This window comes from Mucilaginibacter sp. A3364 (assembly GCF_059690715.1).
In genome coordinates, this window is sequence record NZ_JCAWED010000005.1 from 1 (window position 1) to 18,950 (window position 18,950).

The 18,950-nt window shown below is 43.7% G+C and carries 16 protein-coding genes; 9 read left to right on the top strand and 7 right to left on the bottom strand.

What is annotated here, in order from left to right:
• The first annotated feature begins 224 nt into the window (after nucleotides 1-224).
• Nucleotides 225-1,232: a DUF2167 domain-containing protein gene (locus AC59JT_RS20280; protein WP_497402605.1), complete on the top strand. Its 1,008-nt coding sequence runs from the start codon at nucleotides 225-227 to the stop codon at nucleotides 1,230-1,232.
• Nucleotides 1,233-1,291: 59 nt separating this feature from the next.
• Here the strand turns inward: AC59JT_RS20280 and AC59JT_RS20285 are convergent, their stop codons facing one another.
• From AC59JT_RS20285 to AC59JT_RS20305, 5 genes are all read right to left on the bottom strand, one after another.
• Nucleotides 1,292-2,119 (bottom strand): DUF3667 domain-containing protein, encoded by an 828-nt coding sequence (locus AC59JT_RS20285; protein WP_497402607.1) that lies wholly within the window; start codon nucleotides 2,117-2,119, stop codon nucleotides 1,292-1,294.
• A gap of 134 nt (nucleotides 2,120-2,253) precedes the next feature.
• Nucleotides 2,254-3,828, bottom strand: a complete 1,575-nt coding sequence (locus tag AC59JT_RS20290) for a hypothetical protein (protein ID WP_497402610.1) — start codon at nucleotides 3,826-3,828, stop codon at nucleotides 2,254-2,256.
• The gene (locus AC59JT_RS20295) at nucleotides 3,815-5,659 is read right to left on the bottom strand and encodes a glycosyltransferase family 2 protein (protein WP_497402613.1); all 1,845 of its coding nucleotides are present in this window, start codon (nucleotides 5,657-5,659) and stop codon (nucleotides 3,815-3,817) included. Before AC59JT_RS20295 ends, AC59JT_RS20290 begins: the two co-directional genes overlap by 14 nt.
• 96 nt (nucleotides 5,660-5,755) lie before the next feature.
• Nucleotides 5,756-7,837 (bottom strand): cellulose biosynthesis cyclic di-GMP-binding regulatory protein BcsB, encoded by a 2,082-nt coding sequence (locus AC59JT_RS20300; protein WP_497402615.1) that lies wholly within the window; start codon nucleotides 7,835-7,837, stop codon nucleotides 5,756-5,758.
• Between the two features lie 15 nt (nucleotides 7,838-7,852).
• The gene (locus AC59JT_RS20305; protein WP_497402618.1) at nucleotides 7,853-9,199 is read right to left on the bottom strand and encodes a sensor histidine kinase; all 1,347 of its coding nucleotides are present in this window, start codon (nucleotides 9,197-9,199) and stop codon (nucleotides 7,853-7,855) included.
• Nucleotides 9,200-9,332: 133 nt separating this feature from the next.
• On the opposite strand from AC59JT_RS20305, the gene AC59JT_RS20310 reads away from it, so the two are divergent.
• Together AC59JT_RS20310 and AC59JT_RS20315 are read left to right on the top strand one after the other, a co-directional pair.
• Complete coding sequence (locus AC59JT_RS20310) at nucleotides 9,333-10,403, top strand: glycoside hydrolase family 5 protein (protein WP_497402620.1); 1,071 nt, start codon at nucleotides 9,333-9,335, stop codon at nucleotides 10,401-10,403.
• Nucleotides 10,404-10,455: 52 nt separating this feature from the next.
• The gene (locus AC59JT_RS20315; RefSeq protein WP_497402623.1) at nucleotides 10,456-11,436 is read left to right on the top strand and encodes an acyl-ACP desaturase; all 981 of its coding nucleotides are present in this window, start codon (nucleotides 10,456-10,458) and stop codon (nucleotides 11,434-11,436) included.
• Between the two features lie 59 nt (nucleotides 11,437-11,495).
• Here AC59JT_RS20315 and AC59JT_RS20320 read toward each other — a convergent pair whose 3' ends face one another.
• Nucleotides 11,496-11,825: a hypothetical protein gene (locus AC59JT_RS20320; protein WP_497402625.1), complete on the bottom strand. Its 330-nt coding sequence runs from the start codon at nucleotides 11,823-11,825 to the stop codon at nucleotides 11,496-11,498.
• 137 nt (nucleotides 11,826-11,962) lie between these two features.
• On the opposite strand from AC59JT_RS20320, the gene AC59JT_RS20325 reads away from it, so the two are divergent.
• On the top strand, nucleotides 11,963-12,985 hold the full coding sequence (locus AC59JT_RS20325) for an aldo/keto reductase (protein ID WP_497402627.1): 1,023 nt from the start codon (nucleotides 11,963-11,965) through the stop codon (nucleotides 12,983-12,985).
• Nucleotides 12,986-13,092: 107 nt separating this feature from the next.
• Here the strand turns inward: AC59JT_RS20325 and hemH are convergent, their stop codons facing one another.
• Nucleotides 13,093-14,109, bottom strand: coding sequence for a ferrochelatase (gene hemH / locus AC59JT_RS20330; RefSeq protein WP_497402684.1), 1,017 nt, complete (start codon nucleotides 14,107-14,109; stop codon nucleotides 13,093-13,095).
• A 1,029-nt stretch (nucleotides 14,110-15,138) separates the two neighbouring features.
• Between hemH and AC59JT_RS20335 the strand changes: the two genes are divergently transcribed.
• The 5 genes from AC59JT_RS20335 to AC59JT_RS20355 are packed head-to-tail and all read left to right on the top strand — an operon-like array spanning nucleotide 15,139 to nucleotide 18,925.
• The gene (locus tag AC59JT_RS20335) at nucleotides 15,139-15,957 is read left to right on the top strand and encodes an alpha/beta fold hydrolase (protein WP_497402629.1); all 819 of its coding nucleotides are present in this window, start codon (nucleotides 15,139-15,141) and stop codon (nucleotides 15,955-15,957) included.
• A complete protein-coding gene (locus AC59JT_RS20340) occupies nucleotides 15,954-16,577 on the top strand; it encodes a lysophospholipid acyltransferase family protein (protein WP_497402632.1) in 624 nt (207 codons plus the stop codon). The genes AC59JT_RS20335 and AC59JT_RS20340 overlap by 4 nt, the downstream gene beginning before the upstream one ends.
• A gap of 1 nt (nucleotide 16,578) precedes the next feature.
• Complete coding sequence (locus AC59JT_RS20345; protein WP_497402636.1) at nucleotides 16,579-17,199, top strand: lysophospholipid acyltransferase family protein; 621 nt, start codon at nucleotides 16,579-16,581, stop codon at nucleotides 17,197-17,199.
• The gene (locus AC59JT_RS20350; RefSeq protein WP_497402640.1) at nucleotides 17,199-18,287 is read left to right on the top strand and encodes a glycosyltransferase family 2 protein; all 1,089 of its coding nucleotides are present in this window, start codon (nucleotides 17,199-17,201) and stop codon (nucleotides 18,285-18,287) included. The genes AC59JT_RS20345 and AC59JT_RS20350 overlap by 1 nt, the downstream gene beginning before the upstream one ends.
• Nucleotides 18,266-18,925: a carotenoid biosynthesis protein gene (locus AC59JT_RS20355; RefSeq protein WP_497402644.1), complete on the top strand. Its 660-nt coding sequence runs from the start codon at nucleotides 18,266-18,268 to the stop codon at nucleotides 18,923-18,925. Before AC59JT_RS20350 ends, AC59JT_RS20355 begins: the two co-directional genes overlap by 22 nt.
• Nucleotides 18,926-18,950 lie beyond the last annotated feature (25 nt).

Consider the following 18,950-nt stretch of genomic DNA (forward strand, 5'->3'; position numbering starts at 1 on the left):
GTCAAGCCCGCCAGAGCCGATGGTACTGCGGTAAAACGTGGGAGAGTAGGTCGGTGCCAAATTTTACAAGAAACCCTGTAAGCAATTGCTTATGGGGTTTTTGCGTTTAGGGGAGGTTTCTGATAACCTACATTATCGTCTTTTTGTTACAGAGTAATGTACCTGGCTTTATTGCAACTTAACAGTAGTTAATTATCTTTAGCTGTTAACCTTAATTTTATTACATGAAAAAATTCTACTTCCTGGTTATTCTAACTATTTGCTGTTTCACATCAGCCACATGGGCACAAACAGATAGCCTTGCTAAGCAAATGCTGGCTTTTGAAGCATCCCTTAAATACCAACACGGAACAATTAAAATTGGCAACGGTATAGGTGTTATTACTGTTCCTTTGGGTTTCAAGTATCTTGATTCAACACAAGCGCAAAAAGTACTTACCGATCTATGGGGTAATCCTAAAGAGTCCAGTTCATCTATGGGTTTTATTTTGCCCGAGAGCCAGAGTATTCTTGGTCAGTCGGGTTATGTTTTTAACATACAGTATGATGCTATTGGCTACGTAAAGGATGATGATGCGGATGACATAAACTATGACGACCTGTTAGCTGATATAAAGAAAGAGGTGAAAGAAGGAAGCGCCGAACGCGTAAAAAACGGTTATCCTTCTATTGATATGGTAGGCTGGGCCTCAAAACCGTATTATGAGGCTGATCAACATATATTGCATTGGGCTAAAGAGATCCGTTTTGGTACCGATAGTGTAAACACGCTTAACTATAATGTACGCGTGTTGGGCCGTAAAGGCGTATTGATTTTAAATGCCATTGCTACCATGAACGATTTGCCGGCGGTTAAAGCCAGCATACCGCAGGTTTTAGGTAGCGTGCGTTTTGAAGATGGCTATAAATATACCGAATTTGATTCAAGCGTAGACAACGTTGCCGCCTGGACCATCGGTGGTTTAGTGGCGGGTAAAGTATTGGCTAAAGTGGGTTTCTTTGCCCTGTTACTAAAATTCTGGAAACTGCTGGCAGTAGCCGTTGTAGGTGCCTGGACCGCAGTACGCAGGTTTTTCACTGGCAAGAAAAATAAACAAGAGCCGGCTGGCGAAGAAACATTTTCCGAAGAAACTGAACCTGTTGCCGAGCTTCAGGAAGCCGGGCCTGTAGCCTTACCGGAAGATCAAGCTGAAACTACAAACGAAAAGAAAGAAGAGCCACCAGTGCTTTAATTATACAAGAGTTTTAAAAGCCTATGCCGTATACAAACCGGCATAGGCTTTTTTTATGCTTACAAGTAAATCAATTTAAAAAATAACAACATCCTATAACCTTGCACCAGATCAAAAAAGGTATAGGCGATCAGGCAGCTGGCCAAGACACTCCACCAAATATTTGAGCGGTAAAAACGACGCGCGGCGAAAAAGAAATATATACCTACCAATATCACCATCAGTATTCCTATCAATTGTTCAACATCATTTTGGTGCGTACCTTTAAAGTAAATCTGAAGCGGGAAGGTAACCAGGTATATCTCTAAAAAGAATAAACACAAAACAAAAGCTACAAAATGCAGGGCAAATATCAGGTGTTCAACAAACATTCGTTTATAGGCAATAAACAGCAAACTGCATATCAACCCGTAAACGGGTATGAAAGTGAATATATAAGCCTTTGATTCACTTTTTATTCGGGCATCAAATACATGCATGTAATCTTCCTTGCTGGTATGTAGGTGGGCTATCTTCTCGGCCACAATACGCTGGGTATCATAATTAATAAAGGGTTTATAGGTAATATAGTTTACCAGGGATAAACTATAAGGATTAAAAACCATTAACAAAAAAAACAACAAGTTGATCACCAGGAAAAAGGCAATGGGCTTCATGTACCTGGTTTGACGGCCCTCGACAAAATCAAGCGCCAGTTGACCGGGCCGGGTAAACAATGTTTTAAGCGTGCGCAAAAACTTAGTGTCAAAATGCGCCATGCCTTCAAAGGTTTCTTCGGCGAAGTGTTTTATGGTGAGTTGTTTTTTGTCGAACCGTTTCTCGCCGCAGTTAGGGCAATAGGTTAGCGACAGATCTGCTTCGCAGTTTTTGCAAATTGTGGGGGTCATCAGTTAAGGTGTTATAAACCAAATATAAAAAATTTACCTAAAACGCAATAGGCCTTGGCTTTTAGACGATAAATTCCTACAAAAAAAGAGACGCAATATATTGCGTCTCTACAAGATCATTCGATAGTTCGTTGTTATAAAAACCTGTACAGGGCCCAATTCTCGGTTTCGTAAACCTTTTGCAGGTTGGAGAAGGTATTAGCCGACTGGTAAACAATAGGCGGATATTTCGGGCTTAAAATACTGTAGGAGTTTAACGGGTTTTTTGTAGTTGCTATGAGTATATAGTTGGCATAATCGCCCGGGCGCTCAATAGCTCCTAAAAAAGTATCCTGGTATGGCAATATTAGTCCTTTAATGTTGTTGGTGTAGGCAACCACGCGGTAGGCCACCGCATCGTCCATCAGTATACGCGAATCGTCCGGCAGGCCATTTATGTAATCGGCCATGTCTCTGTCTTCGTCCAAGGCATCGCTGGCGGTACGCTCGGTCAGGAAGGTGATAAAGCTTTTCTCTTCTTCTACCTGCGATGTTTTAAAGAAATAAAACCCGGTACCAATCTGCACAACCAGTAGCACGCCCAGCACAATTTTAAAGGCAAGTTGGTTACGTATGGTGTCTGCCTTAAATATCAAACATAGCAGCGCCAGTATCACAAATATAATGTAGTACTGCTGCACCAAAAATACACGCTCATATTTAAGGTGTAAAAACTCAACGAAGGCAAACGGCGTCACCAGTGTTAATATCTGGTAATTGCTGTCGCGGAAAAGATACATCGCCAGCAACATCATCGGGCAATACAATAGCATTTTGCCTGATATCAGCAACGATATTTCCTGCACTTTAAGCGTCGGGTTTTGCGCCATCAGGTCGTAGTTTACGCGTTCGGCTAAAACTGTCCACGTGGCATAGGGGCTTTGTAAAAAGTAGTCAACGTCGTTAGCGTTGGTTAGGTTTAACAGCTTATAGCAGGTCATTGCCGCTATAGGCAGCACAAACAGGATCACATACAACGCGAATGTTTTATTGATCAGCTTACGGCGCAGCGATGGGTTATTAAAGCTCAATGTCATCCTGAATATGGATTCCTTTTCCGCCAGGTTAAGTGTTTGCACGGCGATGGAGAACACCAGCGGTATAAAGAATATGGTAAGCCAGATAAACTTATAATCGCAAAACAGCAGCATTACCAGGCATATACTGGCAATAGATATGTGGAACGTGGTATTAGATGTATAAAACTTGAACAGGTTTAAAAAAAACATGAAGAAGAATATACAGGCCATGTAAATGGATTTGCCCGAACAGGCCATATACAAAATGCCCGGATGGAACAGGAATACCGCTATTAGCAAAAACAAATAAAAATCATCGTTTATTTTGTTGTTAAGCGTGCTGGCCATAATGTAAAAAAAGGCGGCAGTACCCAGGGCCGAGGCTATAACCGGCGCCATCAACGGACTTATAGAAGCAAATGCAAACGTGGCGAAAAACGGTATGATGGGCGCCGTAAGACCAATAATTTTTAGCTTATAACCAAGGCCCTCAAATATAATGCGCACTTTCTCTACATAAAAAAGCGACTCCTGCGTGTTATAACCTAAGCCGTGCAGGTAATAAGCACAAAAAAGGTAATATATCGCCAGTAAAATGGTGATAATCAGTATCGATCGGCTTTTGGTTATTTTAACCTTACTCAACCACATTTGTAGAATTGTTTACTTTACTTAGCCCATGGTTGGTTTTTTCCCAATAAAAAGGCTTAACAACTAATTGATATAACCCTTTATAAGCCGCCCACGAGTGTAACAGCCAATAAATAGGGTTGGCAATGGCAAATAATATTAACTCGTAATAACGGCGCTTAAATACGGCCATCATATTCACGTAGATCATCAATATATTACCCACCATCAGGTTAATTATCGACATGAACAACACCCAATCCGGGAACAGCGTACGAATGGTCTCCAAATCAAATATCAGGTAGCACACAAATATGCTGAGTAACAGCGGGTACACCAGGAAGGTAATAGGTGTGGCCCCGATAAAGAAGTTAAAGCCTAGGAAACCTTTCCAGCCAATTTTCTTCCATAAGGCAACCGGGTCGCGCATGTGTACCAGGTGGGTTTGCATGTAGCCCTTTATCCAGCGCGAACGTTGGCGCACCCAGTTAAACATCTCGTTGTTGGCTTCCTCGTAGGTGGTGGAGTTGATAATGGCCACTTTATAACCTTTATCATAAGCGCGCACACCTAAGTCGGCATCCTCGGTAACGTTAAACGGATCCCAGCCGGCCAGCTCCATCAGGTACTCAAACTTAAAGTGGTTGCTGGTGCCGCCCAGCGGGATAGGGATATCGAAGGTATCCAAACCCGGCAGCATATAATCAAACCAGTACGAATACTCCAGGGTAAACATACGGGTCAAAAAGTTCTCGTTACGATTGAAATAATTTAGCGCGCACTGTATACAAATGTAGTTCTCGGGCAGTTTGGTAAACAACGCTACTACTTTTTTAAGCTGATCGGTATCGGGCACGTCCTCCGCATCGTAAATAGTTAAAAACTTACCGCGCGAAAAGTGCAGACCGTAGTTACAAGCTTTAGGCTTGGTTTTAGGCATGTGGAAAGGCACCACAATAACCTCAAATACGGCCGGGAAATCCAGGTTACGTACGGCATTTAAAGTTTTGTCGTCATCCTCTTCTATCAGCAGTTTAATATCCAGTTTTTCGCGTGGGTAATCAATACTCTGCAGGTTCCAAATCAGTTTCTTGATCAGTTTATCTTCTTTGTAAACCGGTAAGTGAATGGTGTATATCGGCAGGTCATCGTCAACAACATCGCGTACTTCCTGCTTGGTAACGGCCTGGTGCAGCTCAAACCTCGATCCCACCAAAGCCAAAAACAGCTTAAATACAATAGATACCAGAAAAAACGAACTCAGTATTACGTTAATAATAATTGAGGTGTTTTTAAAGCTCAATATCAAACCACCGGCAACAAGCGCCAATAGTGAAAAAGTAAATATAAGCTGAGGCGTGGTGAAAGTTACCAGGGCCGAACTGGTAGGGTCGCGGTTAAGCAACTCAAACACGGCCGATTTTACATACTTTTCGCCCAACAAAACGTGGCTGTACCAGGTAATGTCCAAATCGGAAGCCACGATGATCTCGGGCTCCATATCATAGGTAAACTTTATGTAGTCTATAAACAGTTCGTCGCTGGGGTTAGCCATCAACGTCACTATTTTACCGTCCTGAACACGCAAAGGCAAAGCCAGGTGCTCATCGGCAAACTTTAATTCAATTTTATCCAGTACTTCCTGGTCAAAAGCTTCCTCGCGTATCTGTTTGAACTCGTAGCCTGCGTTTAACAGCGAGCGCTCATAGTTTTTGCGGGATATATAACCAAAGTTGAGTACTATTTTTATGTAAGATAAGCCCGACCGGCGCGAAAAATCATCGATCTTTTCCTGATCGGCCTGGGTTATAAACCCATCTTGTATCAATAACTCAGGGATCGATAGCTTCATAAATGGCAATAATTGTTAAACAGTTTTATATATAAATTTTTTGATAAAGCATTGTATGGGGTAAACCATACAATGCCTTAATACTGTTGTTACAAATTACTCTGTAAATATATCCTGCGATTTTTGAACCTTGGCGCGGATGTAAAGGAACGCTAACAATATCAATACCAGTAAGCCTAACAAGATGTACAGGTTATAGCTTTCCCAGAAACGGGTAAGCACGCTCTTGGTATCAATATATTGTAAGTTTTCGCTTGATTTGCTGATGTTGAACAGGTATTTATTGTTGTTAACATCTGATATAGCTACGTTGCTTGACAGGGTCGACAGCTGCTCGGTAATAGAGCGCGATGCCGATAGGAAGGCATCGGCCAGGTGTTTACCCGTACCGGTAATTACCAGCACCGCGTTATTGCTTCGGCCATAAAATATCTGGGCCAGGCCGTTTGATACCGAGTCGGACAGCGAGTAAACTATCTTATTATTCTCGTTATTATACAGGCGGAATTTTTTGTTGAATTTGATCGGCGCGTCCGGGAAATCATCCATCAACGGATCATCATGCGATAGCAGCGCAATGATGTTGTTCTTTTTCAACTCGTTCGGATCCATGCCATCAGCATAAATAAACTCAGGGAAGTTATTAGCGTTGATGTTATTGTTCAACTCGTAAATGATCTCGCCCATAGCTGCAGCAGCAAATGGCGCGTATTTTTTACTTACTACAATTTTGGTAGTACCACTGTTAAACGCTTCCGGGTATTGGTAAAAGCTCAAGTCAGACGTAATGAACGGATTTTTTGATTCCAGGTATGATTTATCAACGTCAACCTCGGCAAAGAAACCGCTAAAGCTGTTTAAACAGTTACCACCGCTTGAGTAAAAACGGAACTCGGTTTCAAGCGTATTGTATTTATGGTGCTGGTAACGGTTAATGGTAACGGCTGTATTTAGCTTGCCGGTATTATCCAATTTTTCTGATTGGATCAACATACCGTTCAGGTAGATGTTCAGGTAACCACGGTCGCCTTGCGCTAAGCTGCTATAGTTAGCAATAACGCGTATCTCCACCTCTTTAGGGGTAAAGCTAAAGTCGGAGTTTTTAAAGTTGTAAACGCTTTTTAAGTTACCAATACCCGACATGAAGTTGGTAGTACCACCAATTTGGCGGAAGGTTAATTTCGAGCGGTTTTCGTCAATAGTTTTAAAGAAAGTGTTTTCAGCTTTGCTGATCAACAGGTAATCGCCGAAGGTTGAATTTAAAATGTTGATGTTGCCTAAAGCGGTTATACTTTTTTCGTAACCCACATCGTCGCCACCGGTAACATATAAAATTTCTGAAGGAACAACGCTTGATGCCAATGATTTTACAGTAACCACCTTGCCTTTAACATTAACCAAACGCATTACGGTATCAACCGTTTCAACCACCGCTTTATTCAGGTAAAACAAACCTTCGCCGCTTTGTGGTTTAACTTTTAGTAATGATTTACGCGCAGCGGATAAACGCGACATGTTACCAACAACAATGTAGTTTTTAACGGTATCAGGCAATTGGCCTTCGGCATAAACACGGATGTTTCTAACGTCAGCTTTTTTTAAACGAGAGTAAGCCCATGCTACCGCTTTCAAATCATGCAGGTTAGGGTTAGCCGGGTGAACAATGGCACGCATAGTTTCAAAGCAATTGCCAATGTTTACATTATTAAAAAAGTTTGAATTGCTTTTAACTAACGATAGGTATGAGAATGATTTAACCTTTAACCACATAGCCGGGTTATCAAGGTCTTTACATTTTTGATCAGTTACCGTAAGCAACGTTTTAACCTGTATTTTTAGGAATTTATCGCTTGATACGTCGTTACGGCTTAAGTTAAGCGTAACCTGTATTATCGAATCCTGGGTAAGGCGGGCGCTGTAAGCAGGCTTATCATTAATAATAACGTTTACGTATGATAAGTTGCGGATAAGCGCTTGCGATGGCTCCAAAAATAATACCAGCTTACTTCCGTTCATTTCAATAAGCGGGTCAACCTTAAGGTAATAAGCGCTGCTGCCGCTCATACCTTGTATAGCGTCATCCTCGTGGCCCATTGCCCTAAAAGTTAATATCTTTTGTGCAAAGCTTGCCGTGCTTAATAAAAAAGTAAGGGCTAATAAACTTAAAAATTTGTTCATCGGTTTGTTGGTATATTAGTTAATTACGTTGAATTCTACTCTAAAATAGTTGCCATTATCATCGCTGCGGTAAAACAGCTCGCCGCCCATTTCCTGGGTTATTAATTTGGCGATGGATAAGCCTAAGCCCAGGCGGCTTTCTTTACTGGTTGATGCCTCGTTTAAGGTTTTAAGCTTGTTAAACATCATATCCAGTTCTTCCTGGCCAATAGCTATGCCCTCGTCAATGATCTCGAACACAAATTTTTGGCGTTGCAGATTGGTTGATATTTTAATGGTGTTATTGGTTTGCGAAAACTTGATGGCGTTTGATATCAAATTCTGGAATATCTGCCCCGCGAAAACTTTATCCAGTTTTACGTTTAAGGGCAGTTTAAGGATATTATCCGTCAGGTGGATATTCTTCATCTGCGCGGTCTCAATCAAACCACGGAAGATGCGGCGCACTTCCACGTTTATATCGAATATCTCGTTATTAAACTTCATCTCCGGCGATTCGATCTCCTTCACATCCATCAGTTTGTTCAGCATGTACTGCATTTTTTCGGCAGCCTCGCTTATATAGTCAACAAACTCTTTCTGATCGGTGCTAAGTCGGTAATCTTCCTCCTTGATCATGTTATTACTCATCACGATAGAGCCGATCAGGTTTTTCAAATCGTGACCGGCAATGTTGATGAATGAATTTTTCTGCTCGTCCATTTTAAGCAAACGCTCATACTGCATATCAATAATTGCGTTCTTTTCAACAATATCGGTGTTTTGCGTTTTAAGTTGCTCGTTTGATTTTTCTATCAGCAAGTTCGATTTCACTTCACGCTCCATCACCTTGTAGCGCGCGCTTGGTATAAGGCATGAAATGGATGCGATAATAAAGAAGAACTGCCCGCCGTTAGTAACGAAAGTATCGGCAGTATTCTCGTTCAGTGTTTGAAAAAATACGGCCAACAGTACCAGCGCCAGTAACGATTGGATGATAGAGTGTACCGGCTCCCAAAATACCTGCAGGTTAAAAAACAGGATAATGGCAGAGTAAACCAGGAAATAAACCTGGTACTCCGACTGGCTAACAATGTTACACAGTATGGCCGAAGTACAGGATATTAAAAAGAATGTAGCGTGCAGTAATATGCGATAGTTATATTTACTGTTGCGGAAGAAGGTGTACAGGCCCAAAATAACCAGCACGGTTATAATGCGCACAATTAAAAACTGCACCCATATCTCGTTACCGTAAATAAAATCGATAATACTGATAAGGGGGTAAAGAAAGATAATTGTCCAGATGATGTTGTTGGTCTGGTACCAGGCCTTTTTTAGAATTTCTTTTGCAAATTCTTCTTTCGTAATTTGAACAAACATTTAGTTAGTTTTTACTGGCAAAAACGTTAAACTTTGGTTAATTAAACTTATAATTAAATAAGTGAAAATAAAAGCGATAAAAAAATCTTTTCCGGCGCTAATATGCATGCTTTTTACACTATTGCCTGCCACAATGCAGGCAAGTATAGCAAAAAGTACTCCAAGTGAAGTAACCGAGCGACAGTTAGCGTTTAAACGAGCCAAAAGTTTAGATAATGGCATAAGTGTTTCATGGTTAGAGCAAACGTGGAGTAAAGATATATTAAAAGACGATATTATCACCAAAAACGACTTTGAACTGCTGAAAACTTTAGGTTTTAAAAGCATACGGCTCCCGGTAGCTTTTAACTTTTTAGAAACACAACAGATACCGCAGGAAGATGTTCTGAAACGCATAGACAAAATCGTACAACTATGCCGTGTACACGGAATGAAGCTGGTAATTGATTACCATTATGGTAATATAAATGATAATAATTTTGCTACAGAAACGGGTCGTATCATCAATACGTGGCTTATTTTAACCAAACGTTATCAAAAAATAAGTGCCGACGATCTGCTATTCGAGCTATACAACGAACCGCCACACATGAATACCAATACATGGAAAGACGCGGCTTATAACATCGTTACTGCCATACGTAAACTGGATAAAAAGCGTACGCTGATAGTAGGCGCATCAAATTTTAACAGCATATACGAATTGAGCCGTATGGTGCGCCTGGCGGATGAGAATATTATCTACACTTTCCACTTTTACGAACCTTTTTTATTTACCCACCAGGGTGCCGAATGGGTAGGCGCGCAGGTAGCTACAACCGGGGTGCCTTTTCCTTATAGTGCGGAAAAATTTCCCGCTATTAACGCTAAAGCAAAAGGCACCTGGGGCGAAACCAATTACTACCAGTACCGCAACGATGGTAACATACCTTCATTAACTCATAAGATAATGATCGTTAAAAAATGGGCCGATAAATACGGTATCCCCATAATTTGCGGCGAGTATGGGGTGTATAATAAGTATGCCGACATTAACAGCCGATGCTTATACATAAAATCAATGCGCCAAACTTTAAAAACATTAGGTATACCTGGTATGTTATGGGATTATAACGGTACGTTTTCCTTATTTGACGGCGCGCCTTCGTTACAAAATTTACCGGCCTGTATGCGTGATGCTATTGGCTACACCGGCAAAAATTGATAGGTGTATTAAAATTATAAAAATCATTACCTTTGCCACATAACTATTCTGTATGAGATTTTTTTTTGAAAAAAGACGCGAAGTGATGGGCCATATTGAACAGGCCATGCTCGACAAAATGTTCGAGTACCTGAAGCCTGTTGATACGATCTGGCAGCCATCTGATTATTTACCTGACTCGACCAGGGATACTTTTTTCGAAGAAATTAAAGAACTGCAGGAAAGTGCCGCCGGCTTGTCGTACGACCTGGTGGCTGTTTTGGTAGGCGATACCATTACCGAAGAGGCCCTGCCTACCTATGAGTCATGGTTAACCATGGTAGAAGGTGTTAGCGATAACGAAGAAGGTGGCTGGATGAAATGGACCCGCCACTGGACCGCCGAAGAAAACCGCCACGGCGATCTGCTGAACAAATACCTGTACCTATCTAAACGCGTAAATATGCGCGCCATGGAGGTATCAACTCAATATTTAATTGCCGATGGTTTTGATATAGGTACCGGTCATGATCCGTATCGTAACTTTATCTATACTTCTTTCCAGGAGCTGGCAACCAATATATCGCACCGCAGGGTAGCATCGCAAGCTAAAAAAGATGGTGATATATTATTATCTAAAATGTGTGGCGTAATTGCTGCCGACGAAATGCGCCATGCCAAAGCCTACAAATTTTTCATCGAAAAAATATTTGAAGTAGACCCTAACGAAGCCATGTTAGCGTTTGATGACATGATGCGCAAAAAAATCGTAATGCCCGCCCACTTCCTGCGCGAAATGGGCTTAAAGATCGGCCAAACCTTCGGCCACTTTACCGATGCGGCACAACGCCTGGGTATTTACACCGCGGTTGACTACGTAGATATACTAAAAGACCTGATACAAGACTGGAAGATAGAAAGCGTAGGCGGCCTTAACGAACAAGGCGAAAAAGCCCGCGATTACATCCTTGCCCTCCCTGCCCGTTTATTACGTGTAGCGGAACGCATGAAAAACCCCGAAATGGAATACAAATTCAGCTGGATACACGGATAATTAAATCCAATCAAAATATGAAGCATCGCTATAACAGCGGTGCTTTTTTGTTTCAAATGCTAGCCCTCCTGCACCAGGTCGGTACCGCGGGCATCGTCCGTAACATCTTCAAACAAGCTGTTCAGAATGGATTCGATGGTGAGGGAGTTTACATCATCTACGTAATGCTCGTTGCGGGTGATGTGCAGCTGTTCGCCGTTCACTTCAATTTTAAACAGCACGCCTTCATACATTTCAGGCTGCGAAATTTCGATGGCGGTGCCCACCTTTTCAATTTTGAAAATGATCTCTTCTTGCCTTTGCTGTTTAAAGTAAGGGTTTAGTTTATCCTGTAGGCGCTCCAACAATTGGTCGGCGTTGATGGGGGTGTGTAGGGTGATGATTTTCATATAGAGATAACTGTTGGGGATGGGATTTGTTTAATATAAAGCAGATATAAACCCCGTCCCAGCAGGGTCTCTCAAAGAGGACCCTGCGTTGTGAAGCCATGAAAAATTACCTAATTTAGCTTCAAACAGCATCAACCATGAAATACAAATTACTGGGTCGCTCGGGCCTTAAAGTTTCTGAATTATGTTTAGGCACCATGGGCTTTGGCACCGAGGCCGGCTGGGGCGCCGATAAAGATACCAGCTTCGCCATCATGGATGCCTTTGCCAATGCCGGCGGCAATTTCCTTGACACGGCCAACGTATACAAACTAGGCACCAGCGAAAAGATCATCGGCGACTACGTGCAAAATCACGACCGCGATTATTTCGTCCTCGCTACCAAATACTCGCTAAAAGATAACCTGACCAACCCCAACGCATCAGGCAATAGCCGCAAAAACATGATGCGCAGTGTAGAAGAAAGTCTGAAGCGCCTGAGAACTGATTTCATCGACGTGCTATACCTCCACATCTGGGACGATATAACCCCAATGGATGAAGTGCTCCGCGGACTGGACGACCTCATCCGCCAGGGTAAAATAACTTACGCTGCCATAAGCGACACCCCGGCCTGGCAGGTAGCCAAAGGCAATACCATGGCCGAACTGATGGGCTGGAGCCAGTTTATTGTCCTGCAGGTAGAATACAGCCTCATCCAACGCACTCCCGAGCGGGAGCTTATCCCCATGGCCAAACATTACGGTATGACCGTTACCCCATGGGCGCCCCTCGGCGGCGGCGTGCTCAGCGGCAAATACCTGCGCGGCGAACAAGGCCGAATCAAACCCGAAAGCCGCCGACTTGACGACCGCAGCGTGGCCATCACTAAAGTGGTTGTTGAAATTGCGGAAGAACTGGGCGTATCACCAAGCCACATAGCCTTGCAGTGGACGATGAGCCAGGGCTTTTCGTCTATCCCCATTGTGGGTGCTACCAAAGTGAGCCAGGTTGAAGAAAACTTGAAGACCATCAACGTAACCCTAAGCCCGGAGCACCTCCAAAAACTGGACGAAGCATCAGCAATAGACCTCGGTTTCCCGGGTGAATTTTTTAAAGAAGATGCGGTGCGGATGAACTCGTTTGGTGGTTTTTATGACAGGGTGGAGAAGAGAAGTTAACCATTATGTCATTGCGAGCGTAGCGTGGCAATCGCACGGAGAAAAGTCGCCGGCTTAGCAGCGTGCGATTGCTTCGTCGTTCCTCCTCGCAATGACAAGTTTTGAGCTTACCCTCTCGCCATTCCCTCCAACGCATCAATAAACAACGGATTATCGTTCAAACTTTCCACCAGTTGCACGTGCTCGCCGCCCAGGGTCTTGAATTCGGCGCCGTATTCTTCGGTAACTTCGTAAACCGTTTCCAGGCAGTCGGCCACAAATGCCGGGCAGAATACCAACAGGCGTTTTTTGCCCTGGTGGGCCAGTTCCTCAATTACTTTGCTGGTGTAAGGCTGCACCCAAGGGTCGTTACCCAGGCGCGATTGGAAACAAACGGTATAATTTTCTTTTGCAACACCCAGCTTTTCAGCTATCAGGCGCGCGGTATCGTAAGATTGTGCCGAATAGCAAAACTTGTTCGTATCGTTCAAGGTATCGCAGCAGCCGTCAACCTTCAGGCAGTAGCTACCGGTATGGTCGCATTTAACGATCTGGCGCTGCGGCAAGCCGTGAAAGCTGAACAGGATATGATCATAACTCGCGATATCGTGCTTGCGGGCGTTCTGCGCAAAGGTTTCGATCATCAGCTCATTATCATGAAACGAGTTAACGAACGTGATATTCGGGATAGTTTGCCATTTGCTCACCAGCTCCATCACCTTTTCCTGCACAGAACCTGTACTGGCCGATGCATATTGCGGAAACAAAGGGATAACCTTAATATCGCTCACCAAATTAGCCTTTAAACGCTCCAATGCCGACTCGATAGAAGGGCTTTGATAACGCATGGCCAGCTCTACCTGGTATTCATCACCCAGGCGTTCGCTTAACAGTTGATGTTGTAATTTGCTGTAATGTAACAGGGGCGAACCGGTTTCATCACTCCAGATCTCTTGATATAATTTGGCCGATTTAGGTGCACGAAACGGAACGATAATGCCCTGCACCAAAATGGCGCGCCAGGTAGGGTTAACGTCAATAACGCGCCCATCCATTAAAAATTCGTTCAAATATTTACGTACATCTGCAGTGCTTGGGCTATCCGGAGTGCCCAGGTTTACCAGTAAAATTCCCTTTTTCGCCATCATAATTACGGTCGCAAAAATAAAATAAAGTTTGGGCTTTTTGGTGGATATTCCCTTTGGGGAGAATTTATTACGATAAGATTAAAAAGGTTAAACTTGTCGCTATCCACCAACAGAGCCAAGCCCGTACGATTCCCTCCATTGAGAGGGGCAGGGAGGGGTTTATTCATGCGACAAGACACGTTAGGCCCGTCGCTTCGTTAGGTCCTTCACACACCTACCTTGCCCCGCTCTTCGCCGCGGAGGCGCATTTCTTTTGTCATAGCAACAAAAGAAACAAAAATGCCTAGTTGGCCGAAAGGCTTCTGCGCACATTGGCCACATCGCACAGCGGGCAGAAGCACGGGCTGCATTATTGGCCCGCCTGCACGCTTGGCTATTACGCACTTGGGCCAAAAACGCTATGCCCTTCCCATCGCACCGCCCGACGCCTTCTGCCCGCTTTACCCGAAGCTCACTCGGCCAACGGTTCGGGACAGCCCCTTGCATTTGGGACACTTACAAGATTTTTTTTAACTCTCATTATTTTCCGGGATTTCGGGAAGCAACGGAACGTCGGCCCCAAGCTTCAGGCGAAAGCGGGCAGAAGGCGTCGGGCGGTGCGATGGGAAGGGCATAGCGTTGTTGGCGTGTGCGACGGCCAAGAGCGTGCGAAGCGGCAGCCAATAATGCAGCCCGTGCTTCTGCCCGCTTTGCAGCGCAGTGGCCCTGTGCGCAAAGAAGCCTAGGGGATGACTAGGCCTTTTGGGTTACTTTTGTGGCTATGACAAACGGCGAGGCCCTCTTGAGTACCGTAAAAACAAATTAAACACACGAAAAACTAACGGCCACCGCGGCCTAGAGCGGGGCAAGGTACGTGCGTGAAGGGCCTGAACGAGCGATAAGCAAGTCGAGGGATAGTGATTAGTGATTAGTTGAATAATCAATATAGAACATGCCATCTCAAAACAACTAATCACCAGTCACTGTTCTCTAATCACTAATCACTAATCACTAATCACTAATCACTAATTTACTACATTTGCCATAATGGGCTTTTTACACATCCCCCAACTGGGTAAGGTACATTTTCATGAGTATGGTGCGGGCAATAAACCCTTGTTGGCCTTTCATGGGTATGGCATGACGGGCAGGCAGTTTCATGTACTGGGGCAGTCGTTGCTCAAAAAGTTTCATGTTTACGGCTTCGATCATTTTTTTCATGATGAGAGCGCTTTGGAGGGTTGGACGGAGCAACAGATACTGGCCGGGATGCCTAAAGAATTGATGCGTTTATATGTAGAACATTGGTTTGAGCAGTTTGGCAGGCAGCGGTTTTCGGTTTTGGGGTATTCTATCGGGGCCAATTTGGCTTTGATATTGGTGGAGGAATTTGCCGATATGATTGACGAGGTGATATTGATGGCTCCGGATGGGCTGTCGGTTTTTAAAGGCTTTGATATTATACAGAACAAAACGCTGGGCAGGCTGCTTTTTAAACGGGTTACTAAAAGCAACTGGCTGGCTACCTCGCTATTAAACAATTTAAAACGCGTACGTTTTATTGACGATAGCCTGCACCAGATAGCTTACAGCGAAATGGATACACCTAAAAAGCGACTGGACGTTTATTACACGCTTAACCTGATACGTTTGCTAAGGCCCGATACGGATAAAATTGCGGCGCTGATCAATCAACATAACATTCCCTGCACCTTGATTTTCGGGCAGCATGATGGCTTGTTCCCTAAAAAGGGAGCCATGCCATTTATACAAAAATTAAACAATGCGCAGGTGCATGAGTTACCTTTGGGGCATTGGCTGGTTATACCGGCGCTCGACGAATATTTAGCTAAATTAGACGCATGATCCCTTCGCGCAAAAAAACTTTCGCCAGTAAACTCTACATCAGCTACGTGCGGTGGTGGATAAGCCGCAATTTTAAGGAAGTTAATGTGCAGCCTTTTGAACCGCGACCGGGGCATTCTGTGCTATTGCTAAGCAACCACTTTAGCTGGTGGGATGGCTTTATTGCCAACTGGACGGCAGTTTACAACCTGAAAAAAAAGTATTACGTAATGATGCAGCACGACCAGTTTTTAAAACGCTGGTACCTGAAATTCATAGGCGCGTACTCTATAAAAAAAGGTTCGCGCGAGATGCTGGAATCGCTCACCTACTCGGCCGGCATTTTGGATAACCCCGATAACCTGATCGTTATTTTCCCGCAGGGCGAATTATACTCTAACCACGAAACGCATATCCATGTGGAGAAAGGCGTTTACAAGCTGATGCAGCAGGTTAAGGGCCCCTGCCAGATAGTTTACCACTGCATATTGATAGATTATTTTGAGGCGCTGAAACCCCGCGCCTACGTGCACCTGTTTGATTTGGGTGTAGCCGGCGAGCTTACTTTTGAGGAGTTGAAAGCCAACATTAACAAGGCCCACCAACAGGCTTTGAAAGACCAGATAAAAATGGAGCATTAAAATGATACGCCCGAAGCGAAATTTCCTCATCGGTTGGGTATTAAAAACCTATTTGCGCTTTACTACGCGTAGCCATTTTAGGGCTATAAATTTTAACGAAATTGCTATCGCCCCCGGCAAATCGGTACTGTTAATTGCCAATCATTTTGGTTGGTGGGATGGTGTTGTGCTGCATCATGTTAACCGCGAGTTGTTTAATAAAGCTTTTTACGGCATGTTGTTGGAAGAAACTGCCCGGCGGGTGCCTATATTGAAATATGGCGGGGCTTTTTCTGTTGATAAAAATTCCAGAAGTATTATGGAGTCCTTAGATTATGCGGCGCAATTATTAAGCGAGCCGGATAACCTGGTGCTGATGTTTCCGCAAGGAAAACTGTATTCTAATTTTGTTGATGAGGTAGTGTTTGAAAAGGGTGTGATGCGCATAATAGAACAGGCGGCAGGTAAGCATCAATTGATATTTTGTGCTACTTTTATAGAGTATTTTGAGTACAAAAAACCAACTGCTTACGTTTATATAAAAAGTGCCGAAAGCAATTACACCACTATCGACCAATTGCAAGCGGCCTACCAGCAACATTACCATGCGGCCCGGCTGCAGCAAACCCAAATAGTAAAATAGTGATCATAGCCATTGCCGTTATTTTTTTCTTTATAATACTGCGCTTTACGGTAACGCTGTTCAATTTTCTGTCGGACCCAAAGCTGCGGCGCGTGGCGCATCATTACCAGGACAGGGTCTCTATCCTGATTCCGGCCCGCAATGAGGAAGATAATATTTTAAGCCTGCTGCAATCAATCTCCGCGCAGGATTATAGTAATTATGAGGTTACTATTTTGGATGATGACTCTACCGATAACACCTACCGGCTATGCGCTGATTATGCCGCAAAGCATGCCGGTTTTAGCGTAATTAAAGGCGAGCCATTACCTAAAGGCTGGATAGGTAAAAACTGGGCCTGTCACCAGTTGGCCAAACAGGCACATGGCGATTTTTTGTTATTTGTTGATGCGGACGAGCAGCTTGAAAACGGACTGATCAACAGCGCGGTGCATCGTATGTATTTTCGTAAGCTTGGCTTGCTAAGCCTGTTTACCAACCAACAAATGCTTACCCAGGGCGAGCACCTGGTAGTACCGCTAATGCATTTAATATTGCTTACTTTATTGCCCCTGCGCCTTGTATACCTGGTAAAAAACTATACGGTGGCGGCGGCCAGCGGTCAGTTTATGTTGTTTGATGCCGGGCTATACCGTAAGCACCGGTGGCATGAGCAGGTTAAAGAAAAAGTGGTGGAGGATGTGGAAATTATGCGCCTGGTTAAAGCCGGTAAGCATAATGGCGAAGCCTTGCTGGCCAATGGCATGATCAGCTGCCGCATGTATAATAACTACCGGGAAGCTGTGAATGGCTTCAGTAAAAATTTTTTGGCGGCATTTAATTATAATATCATCTGGTTTTTGGTGTATATCGTATTGATCATTGGCGGCCCCATGATCGTTATCATGACGATGGATTACCAGCTGATATTTTTTATGCTGGCCTTAATTATTTTAAGCCGGGTTATGGTTTCGCTTTCGGCCGAACAAAATGCCCTTTATAATGTATTTTTGCACCCGCTGCAAATGTTTAGCCTGGCGCTTATCGCATTTACCGCTATACAAAAACACCTCACCAAAACCAACGTATGGAAAGGCCGAAAGATATAGAGATACCCACCTACAAACGCCGCATGCCTGTAACGGCATTGCTGGTAATGGTATTTCATTTGGTGGGATTGATCGGTTTTTCGGTACCGGCGTTAAAACCCTGGTTTTTACAGATAGTGCCCTATCATTTATTGCTGATGCTGGTATTATTAGGGGTTGAGCATAAACCCTTCGATAAAAAATTCATCCTGTTTTTTGCATTAGTATTTGTTGCCGGTTATGGCGTAGAATGGATAGGCATTAACAAGGAATGGCTTTTTGGCAAATACCATTATGGCGCAACACTAGGTATAAAAACAGGCGGTGTGCCGCTTATTATAGGCGTAAACTGGTTTCTGTTGGTATACGCAACAGGTAGTGCCTTGGCTTTATTGGAGTTTGATAGTATTTGGTGGCGCGTATTGGGTGGTGCCCTTATTATGGTTACGCTGGATATTTTAATTGAGGCGGTGGCCGGAAAGTTTGATTACTGGCACTGGGTGGGTGGCGAAGTACCTTCAAAAAACTATGGCAGCTGGTTTTTCATCAGCACCGCGATGCTGTTTGCCTTTGAAAAATTTGGCTTTAAAAAACAAAGTATAACAGGTGCGGTGTTATTAGCTTGTCAGTTTATATTTTTTGCGGCCCTGCAGCAGTAATAGCAATTAAATAAATCTGTATTTT

What these genes read in the sequence shown, in the direction of transcription:
- AC59JT_RS20280 (WP_497402605.1), top strand. Translation starts at nt 225, where the DNA reads ATGAAAAAATTCTACTTCCTGGTTATTCTAACTATTTGCTGTTTCACA.
- AC59JT_RS20285 (WP_497402607.1), bottom strand. Translation starts at nt 2,119, where the DNA reads ATGACCCCCACAATTTGCAAAAACTGCGAAGCAGATCTGTCGCTAACC.
- AC59JT_RS20290 (WP_497402610.1), bottom strand. Translation starts at nt 3,828, where the DNA reads ATGTGGTTGAGTAAGGTTAAAATAACCAAAAGCCGATCGATACTGATT.
- AC59JT_RS20295 (WP_497402613.1), bottom strand. Translation starts at nt 5,659, where the DNA reads ATGAAGCTATCGATCCCTGAGTTATTGATACAAGATGGGTTTATAACC.
- AC59JT_RS20300 (WP_497402615.1), bottom strand. Translation starts at nt 7,837, where the DNA reads ATGAACAAATTTTTAAGTTTATTAGCCCTTACTTTTTTATTAAGCACG.
- AC59JT_RS20305 (WP_497402618.1), bottom strand. Translation starts at nt 9,199, where the DNA reads ATGTTTGTTCAAATTACGAAAGAAGAATTTGCAAAAGAAATTCTAAAA.
- AC59JT_RS20310 (WP_497402620.1), top strand. Translation starts at nt 9,333, where the DNA reads ATGCAGGCAAGTATAGCAAAAAGTACTCCAAGTGAAGTAACCGAGCGA.
- AC59JT_RS20315 (WP_497402623.1), top strand. Translation starts at nt 10,456, where the DNA reads ATGAGATTTTTTTTTGAAAAAAGACGCGAAGTGATGGGCCATATTGAA.
- AC59JT_RS20320 (WP_497402625.1), bottom strand. Translation starts at nt 11,825, where the DNA reads ATGAAAATCATCACCCTACACACCCCCATCAACGCCGACCAATTGTTG.
- AC59JT_RS20325 (WP_497402627.1), top strand. Translation starts at nt 11,963, where the DNA reads ATGAAATACAAATTACTGGGTCGCTCGGGCCTTAAAGTTTCTGAATTA.
- hemH (WP_497402684.1), bottom strand. Translation starts at nt 14,109, where the DNA reads ATGGCGAAAAAGGGAATTTTACTGGTAAACCTGGGCACTCCGGATAGC.
- AC59JT_RS20335 (WP_497402629.1), top strand. Translation starts at nt 15,139, where the DNA reads ATGGGCTTTTTACACATCCCCCAACTGGGTAAGGTACATTTTCATGAG.
- AC59JT_RS20340 (WP_497402632.1), top strand. Translation starts at nt 15,954, where the DNA reads ATGATCCCTTCGCGCAAAAAAACTTTCGCCAGTAAACTCTACATCAGC.
- AC59JT_RS20345 (WP_497402636.1), top strand. Translation starts at nt 16,579, where the DNA reads ATGATACGCCCGAAGCGAAATTTCCTCATCGGTTGGGTATTAAAAACC.
- AC59JT_RS20355 (WP_497402644.1), top strand. Translation starts at nt 18,266, where the DNA reads ATGGAAAGGCCGAAAGATATAGAGATACCCACCTACAAACGCCGCATG.